The sequence below is a fragment of the Gammaproteobacteria bacterium genome (assembly GCA_036381015.1).
Classification (GTDB): Bacteria; Pseudomonadota; Gammaproteobacteria; order Steroidobacterales; family Rariloculaceae; genus ZC4RG20.
The window spans coordinates 1-21,106 of the sequence record DASVDR010000032.1 but is presented as its reverse complement, the minus strand read 5'-3'; the positions used below and the strand labels follow the sequence as shown (position 1 = coordinate 21,106).

18 protein-coding genes and 1 rRNA gene are annotated in these 21,106 nt (G+C 69.3%); 11 read left to right on the top strand and 8 right to left on the bottom strand.

The window, feature by feature from the left end; translation table 11 throughout:
- Positions 1 to 54: 54 nt before the first annotated feature.
- Complete coding sequence (locus VF329_12090; GenBank protein ID HEX7081746.1) at positions 55 to 795, bottom strand: 16S rRNA (uracil(1498)-N(3))-methyltransferase; 741 nt, start codon at positions 793 to 795, stop codon at positions 55 to 57.
- A 116-nt stretch (positions 796 to 911) separates the two neighbouring features.
- Between VF329_12090 and ampD the strand changes: the two genes are divergently transcribed.
- Both ampD and ampE read left to right on the top strand, forming a co-directional pair.
- Positions 912 to 1,460 carry a 1,6-anhydro-N-acetylmuramyl-L-alanine amidase AmpD gene (ampD, locus tag VF329_12085; GenBank protein HEX7081745.1) on the top strand — a complete coding sequence of 183 codons (549 nt, stop codon included), beginning with the start codon at positions 912 to 914 and terminating at the stop codon, positions 1,458 to 1,460.
- Positions 1,457 to 2,347, top strand: coding sequence for a regulatory signaling modulator protein AmpE (gene ampE, locus VF329_12080; protein HEX7081744.1), 891 nt, complete (start codon positions 1,457 to 1,459; stop codon positions 2,345 to 2,347). Before ampD ends, ampE begins: the two co-directional genes overlap by 4 nt.
- Before the next feature lie 37 nt (positions 2,348 to 2,384).
- Here ampE and VF329_12075 read toward each other — a convergent pair whose 3' ends face one another.
- From VF329_12075 to fghA, 4 genes are all read right to left on the bottom strand, one after another.
- Entirely contained in the window at positions 2,385 to 2,927 is a 543-nt protein-coding gene (locus VF329_12075) for a cob(I)yrinic acid a,c-diamide adenosyltransferase (protein ID HEX7081743.1), read from the bottom strand.
- A gap of 592 nt (positions 2,928 to 3,519) precedes the next feature.
- Positions 3,520 to 6,162, bottom strand: a complete 2,643-nt coding sequence (locus tag VF329_12070) for an amidohydrolase family protein (protein HEX7081742.1) — start codon at positions 6,160 to 6,162, stop codon at positions 3,520 to 3,522.
- An 86-nt stretch (positions 6,163 to 6,248) separates the two neighbouring features.
- Positions 6,249 to 6,923: a pyridoxal 5'-phosphate synthase gene (locus tag VF329_12065; protein HEX7081741.1), complete on the bottom strand. Its 675-nt coding sequence runs from the start codon at positions 6,921 to 6,923 to the stop codon at positions 6,249 to 6,251.
- Between the two features lie 8 nt (positions 6,924 to 6,931).
- Positions 6,932 to 7,771 carry an S-formylglutathione hydrolase gene (fghA, locus tag VF329_12060; GenBank protein ID HEX7081740.1) on the bottom strand — a complete coding sequence of 280 codons (840 nt, stop codon included), beginning with the start codon at positions 7,769 to 7,771 and terminating at the stop codon, positions 6,932 to 6,934.
- Between the two features lie 121 nt (positions 7,772 to 7,892).
- On the opposite strand from fghA, the gene VF329_12055 reads away from it, so the two are divergent.
- The 7 genes from VF329_12055 (at position 7,893) to ppx (ending at position 13,942) form a co-directional block, all read left to right on the top strand.
- The gene (locus VF329_12055) at positions 7,893 to 8,981 is read left to right on the top strand and encodes a prephenate dehydrogenase/arogenate dehydrogenase family protein (protein HEX7081739.1); all 1,089 of its coding nucleotides are present in this window, start codon (positions 7,893 to 7,895) and stop codon (positions 8,979 to 8,981) included.
- A gap of 78 nt (positions 8,982 to 9,059) precedes the next feature.
- Positions 9,060 to 10,157 (top strand): DUF484 family protein, encoded by a 1,098-nt coding sequence (locus tag VF329_12050; GenBank protein HEX7081738.1) that lies wholly within the window; start codon positions 9,060 to 9,062, stop codon positions 10,155 to 10,157.
- A 64-nt stretch (positions 10,158 to 10,221) separates the two neighbouring features.
- The gene (locus VF329_12045; GenBank protein HEX7081737.1) at positions 10,222 to 10,764 is read left to right on the top strand and encodes an RNA pyrophosphohydrolase; all 543 of its coding nucleotides are present in this window, start codon (positions 10,222 to 10,224) and stop codon (positions 10,762 to 10,764) included.
- A gap of 84 nt (positions 10,765 to 10,848) precedes the next feature.
- Complete coding sequence (locus VF329_12040) at positions 10,849 to 11,553, top strand: DUF6776 family protein (GenBank protein HEX7081736.1); 705 nt, start codon at positions 10,849 to 10,851, stop codon at positions 11,551 to 11,553.
- Between the two features lie 5 nt (positions 11,554 to 11,558).
- The gene (locus VF329_12035; protein ID HEX7081735.1) at positions 11,559 to 12,011 is read left to right on the top strand and encodes a polymer-forming cytoskeletal protein; all 453 of its coding nucleotides are present in this window, start codon (positions 11,559 to 11,561) and stop codon (positions 12,009 to 12,011) included.
- Entirely contained in the window at positions 12,008 to 12,364 is a 357-nt protein-coding gene (gene erpA / locus VF329_12030; protein ID HEX7081734.1) for an iron-sulfur cluster insertion protein ErpA, read from the top strand. Before VF329_12035 ends, erpA begins: the two co-directional genes overlap by 4 nt.
- A gap of 24 nt (positions 12,365 to 12,388) precedes the next feature.
- Positions 12,389 to 13,942, top strand: a complete 1,554-nt coding sequence (ppx, locus tag VF329_12025) for an exopolyphosphatase (protein ID HEX7081733.1) — start codon at positions 12,389 to 12,391, stop codon at positions 13,940 to 13,942.
- Here the strand turns inward: ppx and ppk1 are convergent.
- From ppk1 to VF329_12010, 3 genes are all read right to left on the bottom strand, one after another.
- Positions 13,921 to 15,996, bottom strand: coding sequence for a polyphosphate kinase 1 (gene ppk1 / locus VF329_12020; protein HEX7081732.1), 2,076 nt, complete (start codon positions 15,994 to 15,996; stop codon positions 13,921 to 13,923). The genes ppx and ppk1 overlap by 22 nt on opposite strands.
- On the bottom strand, positions 15,968 to 17,137 hold the full coding sequence (locus tag VF329_12015; GenBank protein ID HEX7081731.1) for an anhydro-N-acetylmuramic acid kinase: 1,170 nt from the start codon (positions 17,135 to 17,137) through the stop codon (positions 15,968 to 15,970). Before VF329_12015 ends, ppk1 begins: the two co-directional genes overlap by 29 nt.
- Positions 17,138 to 17,210: 73 nt before the next feature.
- Positions 17,211 to 18,377, bottom strand: coding sequence for a M23 family metallopeptidase (locus tag VF329_12010; GenBank protein HEX7081730.1), 1,167 nt, complete (start codon positions 18,375 to 18,377; stop codon positions 17,211 to 17,213).
- Positions 18,378 to 18,961: 584 nt separating this feature from the next.
- Here VF329_12010 and tyrS point away from each other — a divergent pair.
- Both tyrS and VF329_12000 read left to right on the top strand, forming a co-directional pair.
- A complete protein-coding gene (gene tyrS, locus VF329_12005; GenBank protein HEX7081729.1) occupies positions 18,962 to 20,185 on the top strand; it encodes a tyrosine--tRNA ligase in 1,224 nt (407 codons plus the stop codon).
- Positions 20,186 to 20,716: 531 nt separating this feature from the next.
- Positions 20,717 to 21,106: ribosomal RNA gene (locus VF329_12000) — 16S ribosomal RNA — on the top strand; the annotation flags it as partial.

Sequence of the window (21,106 nt, the reverse complement as noted above, 5' to 3'; positions counted from 1 at the left end):
CGTCCGCCCCAGTAGCGCGCAACACCGCGCGCCCGCCGCATGAAGTAGACGGGGCTACCGCAAATCGCCCCAAAGGGCTTGGAGGAGGCCCGCTCCGATGATCGCGGCCGTCTCGGCGCGCAGCGTGCGCGGGCCGAGCCGCATGCGCTCGAAGCCGTGCTCGTCGATGCGCTCGAGATCGGGAGAGCTGAAGCCGCCTTCCGGGCCGACCAGCAGGAACACCGCGTTCGCCGTCCGCTCGGCCGCCTCGAGCGAAGAGTCCGCGCGGGGATCGAGGACGATCCTGACGCTCGGCTGCGGCAAGCCGCCGAGTGCGTCGTCGAGCGACGCGACCTCGCGGATGTCGGGCGGCCGGTGCCGCCCGCACTGCTCGCACGCGCTTTGTGCGATCCGCCGCCAATGCGCGGCGCGCCGCTCCGCCCGGTCCGGGCCGAGCCTGACGACGGTGTAGTCCGTCGTGACCGGCCACAGCGCATGGACGCCGAGCTCGGTGACCTTCTGCACGACGAAATCCATCGCGTCCGCCTTCGGCAGCGCCTGCACCAGCGTCAGGCGCAGGTGGGACTCCGGCAGCGGCTCGACGTGGTCGAGCAACGCGAGCTCGGCATGTCGCCGTGCGAGCGACGCGATCGTGGCGTGGCGCTCCTGGCCGCGGCCGTTGAACACGAGCACGGGGTCGCCGCGGCGCAGGCGCAGCACGCTGCCGAGATAGTTCGACTCGCGCTCGCGGAGCTCTGCGCGATCGCCGCTCAGATCCAAGTCGAGGAAGAGGCGCGTGACGCGTGGGTGTTGCATCGGAATGTTCCCGGCACCGGCTCGCGACTGTGCGCCGCTGCCGATCTCGCCGTCGGGCCCTGTTGTATAGTGCGGCTCGACCCGAGCGGCCCGAAGGGCGTCCACTGTAGCATGTCATGATCATCGACAGCGGCTGGATACGCGGCGCGCGCAAGGTGCCGTCGCCGAACTGCGACCTCCGCCCGCCGGGCACGGAGCTCGGCCTGATCGTCGTGCACGGGATCAGCTTGCCGCCGAACGAGTTCGGCGGATCGTTCATCGACGAGCTGTTCGTGAACCGGCTCGATCCGAGCGCTCACCCGTATTTCGAGTCGATCGCGTCAAGGCGAGTTTCGGCCCACGTGCTGATCGCGCGCGGCGGCGAGCTGACGCAGTACGTCGGGTTCGACCAGCGGGCGTGGCATGCGGGCGTGTCGTCGTACTGCGGGCGGGAGTCCTGCAACGACTTCTCGGTCGGGATCGAGCTCGAAGGCGCCGACGACGTGCCGTACGAGCGGCCGCAGTATGCGGCCCTCGTGGAGGTCGTGCGTGCGCTCCGGCGGACCTACCCGGCGCTCGCGGGCGCCGACATCGTCGGTCATTGCGACATCGCTCCGGGCCGGAAGACCGACCCGGGCCCGGCCTTCGACTGGACGCTGCTCCGCCGCTTGCTCGCGAACGAATGAAGCTGATCGCGTTGATTTTCAGCCTCGCGCTCGAGCACGCCGCCACCCGGCGGCTCGCGCTGCGCGAGCTGCGCTGGTTCGATCCGTATTTCGACTTCGCGCTGGCGCGAGCGAAAGGCCGGGGTCGACCCGCCGCGGCCGCCGTGCTCGTGCTGTTCGTCGCCGCGGCCATCGCGCCTGTGCTTTGGGTCAGCGTGCTGCTGAAGGAGACGTTCATCCCGTGGGATCTGCCGTATCTGCTGTTCGCGGTGCTGATCGTCTTTCTGTGCCTCGGCCCGCGCGATCTCGGCGCGGAGGTCGACGAGTACTGCGAGGCGCTCGACCGCGGAGACCAGGAAAACGCCCGGCGCGTGCTCACGGAGCTTTCGGAGTCGCGGCATGCGAGCCCCCGGGACGTCGACGCGGTCGAGGAGGCGATCTTCCTCCAGGCGACCAACCGCATTTTCGGTGTCGCTTTCTGGTTCGTTGCGCTCGGCCCGGTCGGCGCGTGGCTCTTCCGGATCAGCGACCTGCTTCGGCGTCGGGCCGCGTTCGAATCCGCCCGCCGGCCCGAGGTCGCGGAGTCCGCGCTGCCGGCCGCGGAAGCGCTGCACGGCGCTCTCGCATGGATACCGGTGCGGCTCGCGGCGCTCGGGTATGCGCTCGCGGGCAGCTTCGACGACGCTTGGAATTGCTGGCGAAACGACGTTCGCGCGGAAGCCAAGCCGTTCTACGCCCGGAACGATCGGATCGCGGCAGCGGTCGGACGCGCCGCGATGACGGGGTTTCTCGAGCGGCCGGCGAACTCGAGCGCGGCCGCGCGTAACGCGATGCGGCTCGTGATGCGCACGCTGTTCATCTGGATCACCGTGATCGCGCTGATGACGATCTTCGGCTGGGCGGTATGACCGGCGCCCGTCGGTTCCGGAGCGGCGCGAAGCCGCGTCAGCGCTGCCAGAGCGTCTCGGTCGCGCCCTGCTCGATCGTCAGGCGCCGGGCGGCGACGAACAGGAAGTCCGACAGCCGGTTGAGATAACGCAAGAGCTCCGGATTCAGCTGCGCCTGCTCCGCGAGCGCCCACGCGCGGCGCTCGGCGCGCCGGCAAATCGCGCGCGCCAGATGGCACGCCGCGGCGGACCGGGTGCCGCCGGGCAGCACGAAGTCCTTCAACGGAGGCAGGTCGGCGTTCAGCGCGTCGAGCTCCTGCTCGAGCCGCTCCACGGCGGCGGCCGTGATGCCGACGTAGCCGGGCAGCGCGAGCTCGGCGCCGACCTCGAACAGCTCGTTCTGAATCCGCAGCAGACTTTCGCGCAGCCGGACGGGGACGTCCGGCTCGGCGAGGACGAGCGCGATCGCGCTGCTCGTCTCGTCGACCGTGCCGTTCGCCTCGACGCGGGCGTGGTGCTTCGGCACGCGCTCGCCGTTCGCGAGGCCGGTCGTCCCGGCGTCACCGGTGCGCGTATAGATCTTCGTCAAACGGTGTCCCATGGGAGTGAGCGAAGCCGCGTAGGTTCCGGGCATCATAGCAGCGACGGCGGCGGCCGAACGCGGTCCGTGTGCGGCGGGGGTCGGAAAAAATTGCGGACCCGGAAAAAGAAAAACCCGGCGGTGGGAGCGCCGGGTCAGACTCTTGTTGTTATCGGAGTTTACGGTTTCAAGTATGCGGCCTGGCTGTTGGTCACTCCCTATCGTCGGTCATGAGCCATATTTGTTTTGATCGTTGTTACAGCCTTTTTTCTTCTTCTTTTTCTGTTTCTTCTTCTTGTAGCGGAAGCAAATTTAACAGAACCCTTTGCTCATTCGCATCGTTTTCTGTCGGTTTGCGCACTCACTGACCCCGTAGGGGTCGCCCTCAATAGAGCAAGAGCCGTGCCATGTCCGGAAAAGACTTTCATCCGCAAAGGCTTAGAATGAATCGCAAGTCTCGGTGGCCCGATTTAGACCGATTCTTGTAAGGAATGCCGACGGCGCGCTTAGGAGATCTTGTTGCACGTATTTATTACGTCAGAAGCTTAAGCTCATGATTTAGTGACCTGCGCAAATTTGCCGACCGCAAAAGAGGGCGGATGCCGACACCCGGCTACTCGCCGCCCGACAGTCGGGCTCGGTCGAGCCACGCGCCGCCTTTGACGACCGCGGTCACGTTCAACGCATCACCGATATCGGCGAGCGGGTCTCCGTCGACGACGACGAAGTCGGCGAGCTTGCCGGCCTCGAGAGTGCCGAGCTGCGCCCCGAGCCCGAGCGCGAGGGCGTTCGACGCCGTCGCGATCCGCAGCGCCTGGTCGGGCGGAAGGCCGGCTTCGACGAGCAATGCGAGCTCGACGTGAACGCCGAGGCCGTACGGCACGACCGGCGCCTCGGTCCCCGCGGCGACCTGGCCGCCGCTACGGACGAGCCGCGCGAGAGTCTCCTCGAGCGTGTCGAGCCGTCCATCGAAACCGCTCCGATCGCGCCACGTCGCCCGCTCCTCGGCGCTGTAGAGCCGGCGAAGGATGTCGCCGTCGTCGACGAGCGCAGGGACGGCCGACGCACCGCCGGCTGCCCCGAGAGCCGTCGTGACGACCGTGCCGGACGCGACGAGCGTGCTGAAGACGTCGTCGTAGTAGAGCCCGAGCGGCGAGGTTCGCGCGAGCGACGGCGCTGCGGCGCTCGCGTGCTCCGCGGCGAGGAACGGTGCAACGGCGCGGGACGGCGAGAACAGCGACGCGGCGATCTCGATCCGCGACGCGGGGCGGACCGGTATCGGCGAGTCGGCGGCGCCGACCGGAGGCGCGAGCCCGCCGACCGGCGACACGACGAGGCGCGGGCCGAGCCGCCTGCCGCTCGCCCACGATTCGGCCCGCTCGAAGGCGGACGCGACGTCGTCCGTCAGCTCCCGGACAGTGGTGACGCCGTGCGCGAGCCAAAGCCGGCCGAGCCGCTCGCCGCCGACGGCGGCGTGATGGGCGTGCACGTCGATCAGGCCCGGGATGATCGCCGCGTCACGGGCGTCGACGACACGTGCGGGCAGCGGCAGCGCACCGTGATCGACGATCGCCGTGATGCGCTGCCCTTCGATGTGGATGTCGACGTCGCGGCGGTAATCGCTGCGAATGCCGTCGAACAGGCGGCCGGCGCGCACGACGTAAGGCTCGCTCGGCGCCGGCGGCTCCCACTCGAGCGGGGGCAGCGCGTCGACGTCGGCGGCCGCGGCGCCCTCGGCCGGGGCTTCGGACGCCGGCGCAGCCCGCTCGGCCGGCGCTTCGGATGCCGGCGCCGTGCGCACGGTGCCGGTCGCGACGTCGACGCGGAGAATCGCGTCGCGGCGGGGCGCGGCGGGACTCGAGTGGACCGCGACCGCGAGCCGCTCCTCGTTCTCCCAGTACGGGCGTGCCGGCCCGATCAGCCCTTCGGCAAGCGTGCGGACGGCGCCGCCGTCGAGATCGAGCACGCGGAGCGCCGCCTCGCCGAGCGTCTCGAAGCCCGTGGTCTCGAGGTAGGCCACGCGGCGGCCGTCCGGCGAGATCGCGGGTCGGTACGCCTTCTCCGGCCGGCGCGTCAGCTGCGTCAGCACGCCGCCCGGGAGCGTGACGCGCCAGAGATCTACGAAGCCCGCGCGGTCGCTCGCGAACACGGCGAACGTGCCGTCGGGCGAGACGTCCGCATCGAACTCGACGAACGGGTCGTCGGTGAGCCGGCGCAGGTCGCTTCGGCGGCCTACGAGCCAGAGATCGCCGAGGGCCGTGAACACGGCGACGCGACCGTCGCTCGACCGATCGACGCCGGTGACGCCGAGCACCCGATGCGGGCCGGCGGCGTCGAGCGCGGTGCCGAACGGCGGGGGCGACGCGGGCTCGAGGCCGACCGCGGCGAACAGAGGGACAGGTCGCCGCGTGACGTGCGCGATCCGGCGCCGCCAAATGCGCCCGTCCGCGGTGTACAGGTATTCGCCGGGGCCGGACCATGCGGCGCGCGACTCGAACACGTCCTCGGTCCGCGTCAGGGTCTTCAGCACGGGCTCGGGAGAGAGCAGCAGCATCTCGAGCGCGCTCGCGGCGGGCGCGTCCGCCGTCGCGCGCCGCTGCGTGTTGAAGAGCAGAACGCCGCCGCCGGGGCGCCAGCTCGGCGCCGTGAGCCGGTGATCGGACGCGAAGAGCTCGATCCCGGCGCCGCTCGGCAGCAGCGCGCGCAGCGACCACGTTCCGGCCCATTCCCTGACGTACGCAATCTCGCCGTGCTCGGAGACCGTCGGGAAAGACGCGTCGCCCGGCTCGGCCGTGAGCTGCGTGAGGACGCCGGTCTCGATGTCGATGCGCCAAAGGCAGAACCGGCCGTCCGGATTCGCGGCGAACACGACGGAGCGGCCGTCGGGCATGAAATCCGGCTCCCGCTCGTCGTGAGGCGTGTGGGTCAGCGCCCGGCGCTCGCCGGTTTCGAGGTCGAGCAGCCAGAGATCCCACTGACCGTCGATCGCCCGCTGATAGACCACGCGCCGGCCGAGCGGGCCGATGCGCGGGAGCCGGGCGCCTTCGCCGTCCGGCGTGAGCTGCGTGGCGCCGCCGCCTGACGACGGCAGGCGCCACAGGCGGCCGAGCAGGTCGACGATCAGCGACTCGCCGTCGGGCGACAGCGCGAGCGCCATGTTCGTGCCTTGGCTGACGTTCGCGATGCGCTGCTCGGCGCGCGCGGGCGCGGCGGCCGCGGCGAGCGCGAGCAGCAGGACGAGACCGACGCGCGTCATCCCGTGCGCGCGGGCCGTGCCGCCCGGAGACGGATCACGCCGATCGGCCGAGAGGTCTGCGGAAGCCTCATGCGGGACGGCCGGCGTTACGGTTGCAAGCGCTCTACGCGCCACGGCCCGCCGACGAAGCCCGTGTCGCCGTCGGGCGCGAGTGCGCGCGCGTAGTGCAAGCGCGTGTGGAAGCGGCCGGCGCCTTCCGTCCAGAGCTCGACGCGGTCGCACCAGAGCCGATAGCCGCCCCAGAACGGCGGGCGGGGCACGGCGCGCGGCGCGTCCGCCGGCCCGTCGGCCGGCGGCGGGTAGTCCCGGGCGAGGGCGTCGGCGCGGCGCTCGAGCTCGTAAGGGTCGCCGAGCGGCTCGCTCTGGGCGCTGACCCACGCGTTCAGCTGGCTGCGGAACGGCCGTGTCGCGAAATACGCGTCGCTCTCGGCCTCCGGGGAGCGCACGACCGAGCCCTCGAGGCGAACCTGGCGGCCGAGCTCCTCCCAATAGAGCACTCCGGCCGCCCGCGGGAATCTTTCGAGCTCGCGCGCTTTGCGGGACCGGTAGCTCGTATAGAACACCGCGTAGCCGTCCCCGGCGCAGACGGCTTTGACCAGCACCATACGGACGGACGGCCGTCCGTCGGCGCCGACGGTGGCGAGCGCCATCGCGCCGGGGTTGCGGCGGCGGCCGCTCTCGGCCGCCTGCTCGAGCCATTGCCGGACGACGAGGACCGGGTCGTCCGGAGCAGCGGTCGCGCTCGTCTCGCCCGATTTCACGCAGACTCCTACGCGAGCGCCGCCGCGTGAAACTTCAGGTGCTCGCCGATGAACGTGGCGACGAAATAGTACCCGTGGTCGTAGCCCGGCCGTTCCCGGAACGTGAGCTTCTGCCCGGACGCGGCGCAGGCCTCCTTCAGGTCGTTCGGCCGCAGCTGCTCGAGGAACGGATCGGCGCCGCCCTGATCGACGAGCAGCTCGTGCCGGCTCGGCGACGTGCGGATCACCGCGCTCGCGTCGTACTCGAGCCAGGCGTCGCGATCGGCGCCGAGATACGCCTCGAACGCGCGGCTGCCCCATTCCGAGCGGCTCGGCGCCGAGATCGGCGCGAATGCGGAGATCGAGCGGTACCGATCGGCGTTCCTCGTGCCGATCACGAGCGCGCCGTGCCCGCCCATCGAATGACCGCTGATCGACTTTCGGGCGGGATCGACGGGCAGGTTCGCGTTGACCACCTCGACGAGCTCGGACGCGATGTAATCGTACATGCGGTAGTGCCGCGACCAAGGCTCGGCGGTCGCGTTGACGTAGAACCCGGCGCCGGTGCCGACGTCGATCCGCTCGTCCTCGCCGGGCAGGTTCACTCCGCGGGGGCTCGTGTCCGGGATGATCAGCGCGAGCCCGAGCTCCGCGGCGTAGCGCTGCGCGCCCGACTTGACGCTGAAGTTCTCCTCGGTGCAGGTCAACCCCGAAAGCCAGTACAGGGCGGGGACTCTTTCGCGCTCGGCCGCCGGAGGAAGATAGACCGCGAACTGCATCGGGCACCGGCAGCTCGCGGAGTCGTGGCGGTAAACGCGCTGAAACCCTTCGAAACACTTGGATTCGCTCACCAGCTCCAGATCGGTCATCCGTTCCTCCTGTTGTCTGTATTCCGCGGAGTGCTCGCGGCCGCGGCCCGCCCTCCGCGGGGCGTGCTTGCGCCCGGGCCGGCGCCCGGGTACAAACCGCAAACCCCCGACGGAGATCCCGATGACGCTCGAAGAATTGCGCGAACGCCTGTCCCGGGTGGACCGCGAGCTGATCGAGCTGATCGCCGCCCGGCAGCGCGTGGTGGCCGAGATCGGCGCTCACAAGATCGAGCATGCCGTGCCCACGCGCGATTATGAGCGTGAGAAAGAGGTGTTGAAAGGCGCGCGCTTGCAGGCGCTCGAGCTCGGGCTCGAGCCCGAGCTGGCGGAGCAAGTGATGCGGCTGCTGATTCGCTCGTCGCTGGCCCAGCAGGAGCGTACCCGCGTCGCGGCGGGAACGACCGGCGCGGGCAAGAGCGTGCTGATCATCGGCGGCGCGGGCAAGATGGGCGGCTGGTTCGCGGAGTTTCTCGCGTCGCAGGGCTACGACGTCGAGATTGCCGATCCGGCGCCGTCCGACCTTCCTTACCCGCGCGCGTCGGATTGGCGCGAAAGCACGCTCGACCACGAGCTGATCGTCGTCGCCACGCCGATCAAGGTCGCGGCCGAGGTGCTCCTCGAGCTCGCCGCCCGCCGCCCGCGCGGGCTCGTGATGGACATCGGGTCGTTGAAGACGCCGCTGCGGGGCGCGCTCGAGCGCCTCGCGGCCGCCGGCTGCCGCGTGGCGTCGATCCACCCGATGTTCGGTCCGGATACCCGGTTGCTGTCGGGTCGGCACGTGATCTTCGTCGATGTCGGCGATGCCGAAGCCGCGGCCGAGGCGCGCGCGCTCTTTGCGTCGACGATGGCCGAGCAGATCGAGATGAGCCTCGAGGACCACGATCGCCTGATCGCCTTCGTGCTCGGGCTTTCGCACGCGTTGAATCTCGTGTTCTTCACGGCGCTCGCGAACAGCGGCGAGCTCGTGCCGCGCCTGCAGCGCCTCTCGAGCACGACGTTCGACGCGCAGCTCAAGGTTGCGGAGCTCGTCGCTCACGACAATCCGCACCTCTATTTCGACATTCAAACGCTGAACGAGTACGGCGGCACGGCGCTCGAGGCGCTGACGGAGGCGGCGGCCGCCGTCCGCCGCCTCGTCGAGACTCGGGACGAGGCCGGGTTCGTCGCGCTGATGGAGGCCGGCCGCCGCTACATGGAGCAACGTCAGTAACGTCCCCGGCCGGAAGCCCGGGCCGCGGACGCGAGACGATCGGGACGGGAACACGCAGCCAGCCGCCGGGAGGAATCGGTGCACCCCAGGGACCTCGAGCTCCTCGATCTTCGCCGCCGCGTCGCTCGGCTGAAGGAGGAGGCGCGCAAGAACGAGGAGGCTTGGAAGCGCTCGCAGGCGCGCGAGATGGAGCTGCTCGAGGCCGATAAGCTCGTGACGCTTCTCGAGCGCGCGACCGATGGGCTGCGAGCCGGCTATCACCTCGAAGCGGCGACGCTCGTCCTCGCCGACCACGATCACGAGGTCCGGCACTTGCTGATGAGCCAGGGTGCGAGCCTCGACGACGTTCCTCATGTGCGTTTCGTCGACACGATGCGCGGCCTTCTGCCGGCCGCGTCGCAGACGGGCCAGCCGTGGCTCGGGCCGTTCTCCGCTGATTCGCACGCGCTGCTTTTCCCCGGAATCGGGGGCCTGCGGAGCGTGGCTCTGCTGCCGCTCGTTCGGCACGAGCGCATCTTCGGCAGCCTGAACATGGGGAGCACCGATCCGACGCGCTTCACGCGGCGGCACGCGACGGATTTTCTGCACCACCTCGCGGTGATCGCCGCGTTTGCTTTCGAGAACACCGTGAACCGGGCGCGCCTCGTCCGCAGCGGCTTCACGGATGCGCTCACCGGTTGGCACAACCGCCGATATCTTCAAGCGCGGCTCAGGGAGGAGCTCGCCCGGAGCCAGCGCGACCGCGCGCCGCTCGCCTGCCTGATGGTCGACGTGGATCATTTCAAGGCCGTGAACGACCGCTACGGCCACCTCGCCGGGGACCAGGTGCTCCGCGAGCTGGCCCGCCGCGTCGGCGCCGAGGTGCGCAGCAGCGACGTGTCCGCCCGCTACGGCGGCGAGGAGTTCGTCATCCTGTTGCCGGGCACCGACGCGCGCGCGGGCCATGCGCTCGCCGAGCGCATCCGCTGCGCCGTCTCGGCCCGGCCGTTCCGGCTGGAAGCCTCCGGCGCGACGATCGCGGTGACCGTCTCGATCGGCGTGGCCGAATGTCGGCCGGGGCCGCCGGGGGAGGACCTTGGGGCCGCCGGCGAGCGCCTGCTGGCCGGCGCCGACCGTGCGCTCTACGAGGCGAAGGCGCAGGGAAGAAATCTGGTCGCGCTGGCCGCTCACGGCTAATATCGCGATGGGGTTTGGGGACTTCGGGGGGTATGCGGCGGCGCGGCCGTTCGCGAGCGGGTCCATGGACTTCATCGACGAGCAGGGGTATCGAGCCAACGTCGGCATCATCTTGAAGGACGGGGAGGGCCGGGTGCTGATCGCCGGGCGCCGCGGCGGCGGCTGGCAGTTCCCGCAGGGCGGCATCGGCCCGGACGAGGCGGTCGAATCGGCGATGTACCGGGAGCTGCGGGAAGAGGTCGGGCTCATGCCCGCGGACGTGGCGATCGTCGGGCGGACCCGCGGATGGCTGCGCTACCGCCTGCCGCAGCGGTACATCCGCCGCGAGCGTACGCCGGTCTGCGTGGGACAGAAACAGCAGTGGTTCCTGCTGCAGCTCCAGTGCGATCCGTGCCGGTTGCGCTTCGATCTGAGCGACGAGCCGGAATTCGATCGCTGCCGCTGGGTCGACTACTGGCGCCCCGTGAAGGAGGTCGTCTACTTCAAGCGGCTCGTGTACGTGCAGGCCCTCACGGAGCTCGCCCCGCTCGCATTCCCGAAGGACGGACCGCCGGCGCCGCCCGCGTGGTGGCCGCGGCGCTGGCAGCGCGCCCGGCAATACGCCTGACGCGGGCGTGACCCCTGTCTTTGTCCGCGCCCGCGCGCGCTGCGACAATGGCGGCGTGATGCGCTCGTCCGACCGCTTGCGCCGATGAAGCTCCGCTCGATGCTCCTGATCGGGCTCGCGGCCGTGCTGATTCCGGCGGCGTCGTACTTGCTCTTCGAGCTTGGCCGGTACGAAGCCGGCTACTCGCTGCTCGACCGGCGGCGGGAGGTCGAGGAGCATCGGCGGGTCACGGCCGAGCAGGCGCGCACGATCGACGAGCTGAAGCGCCAAATCGCGATTCTCGAGACGTCGCGAGACATCGACCGGGAGACGGCCGCGCAGCTCGAGGACACGCTGATGGAGCTCGAAGCCAAGCTGCAGGCGCAGGAAGAGGAGCTCGCGTTCTACCGGGGCATCATCTCGCCGCCCGACGGCGTCGCCGGGCTGCGGATTCAGAGCCTCGAGGTCGTGCCCGAGCATGGCGAGCAGCGCTACACTCTGCGCCTCGTCCTGATGCAGGCGATCGTGCAGAACCGCCGCGTGGCCGGCGTTGTAAGATTGCGCTTGACCGGCGCCCGGGACGGTGAGGAGCTCGAGCTTTCGCTCGAGGACGTGGCCGCCGACGAGAACGTCACCGAGCTGCCGTTCGGCTTTCGCTATTTCCAGGGGCTCGAGCAGGAGCTCGAGCTTCCGGAGGGGTTCGAGCCGGCGACGATCGAGGTGGAGGTTCGGCCCACGGAGCCGCGCGGAGAGCCGCTGACGCGGACGTTCGAATGGGCCGAGGTCGGCGGCGACAGCCTGGAGGAGTGAATTCGATGGCCGGAAGGAAACGACGCGGGCAAGCTGCGATCGGCACGCTCGTCGGGGCCGAGACGCGGATCCTCGGGGACATCGAGTTCACGGGCGGCCTGCACATCGACGGATACGTGAAAGGCAACGTCGCGGCGATCGGCGAGCAGCCCGGAAGCGTATCGATCAGCGAGCGGGGTTGCGTGGAAGGGACCGTGAACGCGCCGCAGGTCCTGCTGAACGGCACGGTCAACGGCGACGTGCGGGCGGCGGAGCGGGTCGAACTCGGCCCGCGGGCGCGAGTCATAGGGAACGTGCAGTACAAGCTCATCGAGATGGCGGTCGGGGCCGAAGTCAACGGCAAGCTGATCCACGAGAGCGAGCGCACCGGGCGGTCCGGGCCGAGCGACGCTTCGCAGCGCCCGGACGCGGAACGCCGGCCGTTCGGGCCGACGAATCTGATCGGAGAGCAGTCATGAGCGAACCGCGCTGGGCGGACGGCGAGCCGCCGCTTCACTTCACGGACGCGGCCGCCGCGAAGGTCGGCCAGCTGATCGAGAGCGAGGGGAACCCGGAGCTCAAGCTCAGGGTGTACATCCAGGGCGGCGGCTGCTCCGGCTTCCAGTACGGCTTCACGTTCGACGAGGAAGTCCAGGAGGGCGATACCCGGATCGAGAACGGCGGCGTCACGCTGCTCGTCGATCCGATGAGCGTGCAGTACCTTCAGGGCGCGGAAATCGACTACAAGGAAGATCTTTCCGGCGCGCAGTTCGTCATCCGCAACCCGAACGCGATGACGACCTGCGGGTGCGGCTCCTCCTTCTCGGTCTGACGCTCCGGTCTCGAACGCCGGCACTTGCCTGCTAGCGCCCATCCGCCCGCCGGCGACCCTTCGGGGGTCATGGCGGCCGTCGACCTCGGCTCGAACAGCTTCCACATGGTCGTCGCGCGCGAGCAGCACGGGCAGCTCGCGATCCTCGACCGTCTGCGGGAGATGGTCCGCCTGGCCGCGGGCCTCGACCGGCACGGCCGCCTCGACGACGAGAGCCAGGCGCGCGCGCTCGCGTGCCTGCGGCGTTTCGGGCAACGGCTGCGCGACGTCGACGCTCGCCGCGTGCGGGTCGTCGGCACGAGCACGCTGCGGCGGGCGCGCAACGCCGACGCGTTCGTCGCGGCCGCGGAGGAGGCGCTCGGCGGCCACTCGGTCGAGGTCGTCTCCGGCATGGAGGAGGCGCGGCTGATCTACCTCGGCGTGTCGCATCACGCGCCGAGCGGACCCGGCCCCACGCTCGTCGTCGATATCGGCGGCGGCAGCACCGAGCTCATCATCGGCGAGGGCTACGACCCGCGGCAGCTCGAGAGCCTCGGCGTCGGCTGCGTGGGCCTGAGCGAGCAGTTCTTCGCGGACGGCAGGCTGACCCGGCGGCGCTTCGAGCGCGCTCGAATCGAGGTGCAGCTCGAGCTGCGACCGGTCCAGGCCCTGTTCCGTCGACACGGCTGGGCCCGCGCGGTCGGCTCCTCCGGGACGGTCAAGGCCGCCGGCGACACCGCGCACCATCTCGGCCTCGGCGACGGCTCGATCACGCCCGCGGCGATCGAATCCGTGATCGAGCGGATGATCGACGCCCGACGCGTCGACACGATGAAGCTGCCCGGGGTCGGGCCGGAGCGGGCGCCGGTCTTTCCCGGCGGCGCCGCGATTCTCGCCGAGGTGCTCGGCGGGCTCGGAATCGAGCGGCTCGAGGTGAGCGACGGCGCGCTTCGCGAAGGGCTTCTGTACGACATGCTGGGCCGGCTCCACGACGAGGACGCGCGCGAGCGCACGGTGCGCGCGATGCAGAAGCGTTACCACGTGGACGAGGAGCAGGGCGCACGCGTCGAGGACACGGTCGAGATGCTGCTTGGGCAGGCCGCCCGCAGCTGGCACCTCGAAGACCCGAGGTGCCTGCGGCTTCTCGAATGGGCGGCGCGCCTCCACGAGGTCGGTCTCGACATCGCCCACTCGAAATACCACCAGCACGGCGGCTATCTGCTCGCGAACGCGGACCTTCCGGGATTCGGGCGGCTCGAGCAACGGTTGCTCGCGGCGCTCGTCGCCTGCCATCGCAAGAAGCTCGACGAGACGGTGCTCGAAAAGCTGCCCGCGGCGTGGCGCGAGCCGATGCTACGGATGATCGTCCTGCTCAGGCTCGCCGTGCTGCTGAACCGCGGCCGCGGGCCGCTGGAGTCGCCCGATCTCCGGCTCGTAGCCGGGCCGCGCCGCCTCGAGCTCCGTTTCGCGACAGGGTGGCTCGAGCGCAATCCGTTGACGCAAGCCGATCTCGACCAGGAGCGGCGGTGGCTCGACGCGATCGGCTTCGCGCTCGAGGTGACTTCCGTCGCCGCGGCTCAGGAGGCTTCCGCGAGCTGAGCGAGCAGCTTCGCTTGCGCCGATAGCGGGGCCTCGCCGTCCCGAGGCCTGCGCAACGTGTAGCTGCCGTCCGCGTTCAGCTCCCACGCTTGCGTGTTGTCCGCGAGGTAAGTCTCGAGGTCGGCGATCAAGCGCGCCTTCAGCCGGGGCGCGAGGATCGGATACATCACTTCGATCCTGCGGAAGAAGTTGCGGTCCATCCAATCGGCGCTCGCGCAGTACACCTCCTCGTCGCCGCCGTTACGGAAGTAGTAGCACCTCGAGTGCTCGAGGAAACGCCCGACGATCGACCGCACGCGGATGTTCTCGGAGATTCCGGGGAGCCCGGGCCGCAGGCAGCAGATGCCGCGAACGATCAGATCGATGCGCACGCCCGCGATCGACGCCTCGTAGAGCGCGCGAATCACCTCCGGCTCGACGATCGCATTGAGCTTCGCGATGATCCGGCCTTGCCCGCCGGCCGCCGCGTGGCGGGTCTCGCGGCGAATCAACGCGAGCAGCCGTGCGTGCAGGTTGAACGGCGATTGCGTGAGCACGGTGAGCTCGCGCGTTCGCATGAGGCTCGTGAGCTGCATGAAGACCTGGTGCACGTCCTCGCCGAGCCGCTCGTCCGCCGACAGCAGGCCGTAGTCGGTATAGGCGCGCGCGGTGCGCGGATGATAGTTGCCGGTTCCGAGATGCACGTAGCGGCGCAGCTTGCCTTTCTCGCGCCGCACGACGAGCGTCATCTTGCAGTGCGTCTTGTAGCCGACCACGCCGTAGACGACGTGCGCGCCGGCCTCCTGGAGCTTGCTCGCGAGCTCGATGTTCGCGGCCTCGTCGAAGCGCGCCCGAAGCTCGATCAGGACGGTCACCTCCTTGCCGGCCTTGGCGGCCGAAACGAGGCTCTCGACGAGCGTGGAATCGGGCGTCGTCCGGTAGAGCGTCTCCTTGATCGCGAGCACGTCCGGGTCGTTCGCGGCGCGGTACACGAAATCCGCGACCGGGCTGAACGACTCGTACGGGTGATGCAGCAGGACGTCGGCTTTCGCGATGGCCTCGAACGGATTCACGTTCACGAGCTGCTTCGGAATGCCGGGCGTGAACGGCGGGTATTTCAAGTCGTCGCGGGCGACGAGATCGTACACGGCGAGCAGACGGTTCAGGTTCACGGGGCCCGGCACGCGGTAGAGGTCCTGCGGCGTCAGCTGAAAGTGGTTCAGCAGATACTCCGCGAGCTCCTCCGTGCAGTCGTGCGCGGTCTCGAGACGGACCGCGGCGCCGTATCGGCTCTCGAACAGCTCGCCTTCGAGCGCTCTCATCAAGTCGTCGACGTCCTCGTCGTCGACGTAGAGGTCGCTGTTGCGCGTGACGCGGAACTGGTAGCAGCCGTCGATCTCCATGCCCGTGAAGAGCTGGTCGACGAACGCGTGGATCACGGACGACAGGAACACGAAGTGCGTCTCGCCGTCCGCTGCGAGGCCGGGCGGAAGCGGAATCAGACGCGGCAGCGACCGGGGCGCCTGCACGATCGCCCGATGGCACGGGCGGCCGAACGCGTCGCGCCCGTGCAGGCTCACGATGAAGTTCAGGCTCTTGTTCAGGATGCGCGGGATCGGCCGCGTCGGATCGAGCGTCGTCGGGCTCAGCACGGGAACGATCTCGTCGTGGAACAGCCGCTCGAGCCATTCGCGCTGCGGCTCGGACCACTCGTCCCGACGAACGAAGCGGATGCCCTCGGCGCGCAGCGCCGGGATCAGCTCCTCGTTCAGCACGCGGTACTGCTCGTTGACCAGCACGCTCGTCTTCTCGGCGATGCGGCGCAGCACCTCGGCCGGCGACAGGTTGTCGGGGCCGGCCGGCGCCGAGCTCACCTCCACGCGCTGCTTCAGGCCCGCGACTCGGATCTCGAAGAACTCGTCGAGGGTCGTCGAGGAGATGCAGAGGAACTTCAGCCGCTCGAGCAGCGGCACGGCGGGATCCTTCGCCTGCTCGAGCACCCGCAAGTTGAACTCGAGCTGCGAAAGCTCGCGGTTGACGTAGTAGTCAGGAAGTTTGAGATTCGGGGCGTCCACGATCGAGGCACGCCCGATCTTCGTCTCGACCGGGCGACGCACCGCAGTATACGCCGCCGAGGACCGCTTCCCGGCGGGCGCCGGTCACGGCGGCCACGCTTCCCGGAAGACCGCGAAGGCGAGCGTGCGCGAGCCATGCGAACGCCGCGCCTTCGACCCAGTCGGGCGGCACGCCGTAGCGTGCCGTCGTCTCGACCGGCAAACCGCTCCGCCGGCCGAGGCGCGCGAGGAGATCGGCGTTGTGCGCACCGCCGCCGCAGACGATCAGACGCTGTGCTCCGGCCGCTTCGCGGCGGATCGCGTCCGCGATGGTCGCCGCGGTCAGCTCGGCGAGCGTCGCCTGCACGTCTCTCGGGGCGAGCGTTTCGCCGCGCCGCCCGAGGTGGTCGAGCAGCCACGCGAGGTTGAAGCGCTCCCGGCCGGTCGACTTCGGCGGCGCCGCGGCGAAATACGGATCCGACTGCAACGACTCGAGCAGCGCGCGGTCCACCCGCCCGCCGGCGGCCCATGCGCCGTCTCGGTCGTACGCGCTGCCGTTCATGCGCTCGATCCAGCGGTCGAGCAGCGTGTTGCCGGGGCCGGTGTCGAAGCCCGTCACCGGGCCGCCGGCCGGCAGCATCGTCACGTTCGCGATGCCGCCGATGTTGACGACGACGCGATTCTCGCGGCGGTCGGCGAAACGCCAGGCGTGGAACGCGGGCACGAGCGGCGCGCCCTGGCCGCCGAGCGCGACGTCGAGCCGGCGGAAGTCGGCGACGGTCGTGATGCCGGTTCTTGCTGCGATCACGTTCGGGTCGCCGAGCTGGAGCGTGAACGGCTCGGGCGGCTCGGGCTTGTGGAAGACCGTCTGGCCGTGATGGCCGATCGCGACGACGTCCGCGGGCGCGACGCCGGCGGACGCGATCACGGCCAGCGCCGAGTCCGCGAAGAACTGGCCGAGCGCGACGTCGAGGGCGCCGAGCTCCGCAAGCGAGGTCTCGGGGCGATCGATCAGCGCCGCGATCCTGTTCCGGAGGTTTTGCGGAAACGGCCGCGTCTCGGCCGCCCGTACGGCGAAGCTCGACGTGCCGAGCTCGACGAGAACGGCGTCGACACCGTCGACGCTCGTTCCGGAGATCAGACCGACGTAGAGCTCGGTCATCGGCGAGTGCATCGGGCCAAGGCGAGTGTCGCGTCCTCGTCGCGCCGGGCGCGCCGCGGGTGGGCGGGCGGCTTCAATCCGGCAACGCGGTCGCGTACCGCGCCGCGGACTCGGCGTCGAGACGCCGCCACAGCGGCGCGGTCTGCGCTTCGAAATCCGCTCGATATTGCTCCGGCACGGGATCCGCGGGCGGCAGCGGCACCGTGCGCGGATTACGATGCACGCCGTTCACCCGGTACTCGTAATGGAGGTGCGGGCCCGTGGCGAGCCCCGTGCTGCCGACGTAGCCGATGATGTCGCCCTGCTTCACGCGCGTGCCGACCGACTGCTTGCCGAACCTCGACAGGTGCGCGTACAGCGTCGTGATCCCGCCCCCGTGCTGCAGGATCACGGCGTTGCCGTAGCCGCCGTTGCGGCCGCGAAACTTGATCTTGCCGTCCCCGGCCGCACGGACCGGCGTGCCGGTCGGCGCCGCGTAGTCGACACCGCGGTGAGCACGGATCGTGTTCAGCACCGGGTGACGCCGGTTCAGGTCGAAGTTGGAGCTGATCCGCGTGAAGTCCACCGGCGCCCGGAGGAACGCTTTGCGCACGCTGCGGCCGTCCGGCGTGAAGTAATCGGCTCGGCCGAGCGCGTCCGTGTATCTCGCCGCGCGGTAGGACCGGCCGCGATTGACGAACTCGGCCGCGATGATCGGGCCGTCTCCGAGCTTCTCGCCGTCGCGCCAGTGTTCCTCGTAAATCACGGTGAACGTGTCGCCGACCCGCACGTCCTGAATGAAGTCGATGTCCCATTGAAAGATGCGGGCGAGGCTCATCGTCAACGAATCGGACATGCCGGCGTCGGTGGCGGCCTCGAACAGCGACGTGTCGATCGTGCCGTGGGCGATCTTCTCGCGGACGTCGACCGGCAAGTCGACGGTATGCGCGTCGAAGCCCGCGTCGGCGCGCGCGATCGAAAGCATCTTCGTGTCGTCGATCTGCCGGAAGAGCGACAGGACCTGGCCGCCGCGATGCGCGACACGGATCGTGTCGCCGGGCTTCAGCAGCTTGAGGTAGGACGCGACGTCCTCGAGCCTGACCATCGCGGCCAGGTCTGCGAGGCTCAAACCGTTGCGCCTGAAGAGCCGGTCCAGCGAATCACCGGGCTTGACGACGAGATCGAGCATCGTCGCCGCGGCGTCCGCGACGAGAGCTTGAGCGTCGGGGGCCGGCGCGAGCCGGGCGCCGAGTGTCGGCATCGGCCGCAAGTGTCGAGTCGAAGCCGGCGGTCCGGCGGTAAGGCTGACCCCGGCGGGCGCCTCGAGAAGGGGCGGGAAGTCGACCGCGAGCTCTTCGAGAATCCTAGTCTGGGCGGGCGCCGCCGGCGGAGGCGCGATCTTCGTTTCGTGGCGTTCGCCGCTCAGGAGCAGCGCCGCCGAGACCGGGGGCAGTACGAGACCGAGAAGGAACCACGACCAGTGACGCGGGCGTCGCGGCGCCGGTGGAGCGGGGTAAGGGTCTTTGTAGTCGTGGCGCAAGCCACCCTTGTACGGCTTCACCGAGCACCTTATGTTGAAGTGTCGAGTAATGTACCCGGTGACAAAGTCACGGTCAAAGAACGAGAGGCGCTCGAGAATCCGTTCGTTTCCACGTCGATACACCGGACCTCCGTGTCCATCAGCCCGGGGCGGACGGGCCGTGCTCGGCGATTGCACAGTCGTCGACCGTCCGCCGCCATTCGTCTATTCTTCGCACCGCTTTACCGCCGGCGGGCGCGGCCGCCGCGGCTTCGCTCGATTCGACTCGAGGTCGTCGAGCCTATCATCGAGTTCCAGCGCTTAGGATGGATTCCGTCGCAGAACAGATCGCCGAGCTCCGCCGCGGAGCCGAAGAGCTCCTGACCGAGTCGGAGCTGCGCGAGCGGCTCGCCGAGGGGCGTCCGCTGCGCGTCAAGGCGGGTTTCGACCCGACGGCGCCGGATCTCCATCTCGGTCACACCGTGCTCCTGAACAAGATGCGTCGGTTTCAGGACTTCGGTCACGACGTGATCTTCCTGATCGGCGACTTCACCGGAATGATCGGCGACCCGAGCGGGCGGTCGGCCACGCGGCCGCCGCTGACGCGCGCCGAAGTCGAGGCGAATGCGCGTACGTACGCCGAGCAGGTCTACAAGATCCTCGATCCGGATCGCACGCGGCTCGAGTTCAACTCCCGCTGGATGGGGGAGATGAGCGCGGCGGGCCTGATCGAGATCGCCGGGAAGTACACGGTCGCGCGCATGCTCGAGCGCGACGAGTTCAAGAAGCGATACGAGTCCGGGGAGCCGATCTCGATACACGAATTCCTGTACCCGCTCGTCCAGGGCTACGACTCGGTCGCGCTGCATGCCGACGTCGAGCTCGGTGGCACCGATCAGACGTTCAATCTGCTCGTCGGTCGGCATCTCCAGCAGGCGTTCGGGCAGAAGCGGCAGATCGTGATGACGATGCCGCTGCTCGAAGGGCTCGACGGCGTGAACAAGATGTCGAAGTCGCTCGGCAACTACGTCGGCATCACCGACCCGCCCGAGGAGATGTTCGGCAAGCTGATGAGCATCTCCGACGAGCTGATGTGGCGGTACTTCGATCTGCTGAGCTTCCGTCCGCTGGCGGAGATCGAGAAGCTCCGCCGGGAAGCGCGCGAAGGCCGCAATCCGCGCGACATCAAATTTCTGCTCGCGAGCGAGATCGTTGCGCGCTTTCACGACACGGCGAGCGCAGAGCATGCCCTGCGCCGCTTCGTCGAAATCCACCGCAACCGGAACACGCCCGACGACTTGCCGCTCGAGCGCATAGCGGCCGACGGCGGGAGCCTCGGCATCGCCCATCTGCTGAAGCGCGCCGGGCTCGTCGCCAGCACGTCGGAGGCGTTTCGTCTGATCGACCAGGGTGCGGTACGGCTCGACGGGGAGCGGGTGAGCGACCGGGCCTTGGCGGTCGGTGCGGGCGATGCTCACGTGCTTCAGGTCGGCAAGCGGCGATTCGCCCGCGTGCTCCTCGTCGCGCCGGGCGACGGCGAGCCCGCCTGAGCTTCCCGCCGGACCGGGCGCGGCTGCTGCCCCGGCACCCTTCTGCGGACTTCCGCGCACCCCCCGACGGAAAGTCCCGCGCGGTCCTGGCTTCCAGAGGCCCCGGCGGAACCTTTCTCGCAGGGTCCTGTCGAAGGTTTCGGCTCCGACGGCCATGACGGCCAAGGATCGAGGGCGGAGCCAAAGACCCAGGGACGGGTCTTATTTGTTTCGGCGCGCCGCGTCCTCGCGGCGCGCGTCTTGCGTTCTGCGCGGCACCGCTTATAATGCCGCGCCTCCCCGGTGGGCCAGATGGCGTTCGACGAGGTGTCTCGGCGAGCGCTTGAAGGCGCCCGGAAGTCTGAGTAGACTTTCCGGTCTGCCTGAATGCCCTTTCGGGCCGCTCTTTAACAAAATAATCTCAAGCAACTTGTGTGGGCGCTCGCAAGAGCAACAGTGCCAGAGCCCCGACCGAGTGGCGCATGCGCGTGCGCAAGCAACGCGTAGGTGTCGCGCGGAAGGTGCTCGAAAAAGCTCACAAGTCTTTACTTTAAAGTGAAGAGTTTGATCCTGGCTCAGATTGAACGCTGGCGGCATGCCTAACACATGCAAGTCGAACGGTAACAGGCTGGGTGATCCCTTCGGGGTGATCCCGGTGCTGACGAGTGGCGAACGGGTGAGTAATACGTGGGAATCTACCCAGTAGTGGGGGACAACCCGGGGAAACTCGGGCTAATACCGCATACGCTCTACGGAGGAAAGCGGGGGACCGAAAGGCCTCGCGCTATTGGATGAGCCCACGTCGGATTAGCTTGTTGGTGGGGTAACGGCCTACCAAGGCGACGATCCGTAGCTGGTCTGAGAGGACGATCAGCCACACTGGGACTGAGACACGGCCCAGACTCCTACGGGAGGCAGCAGTGGGGAATATTGGACAATGGG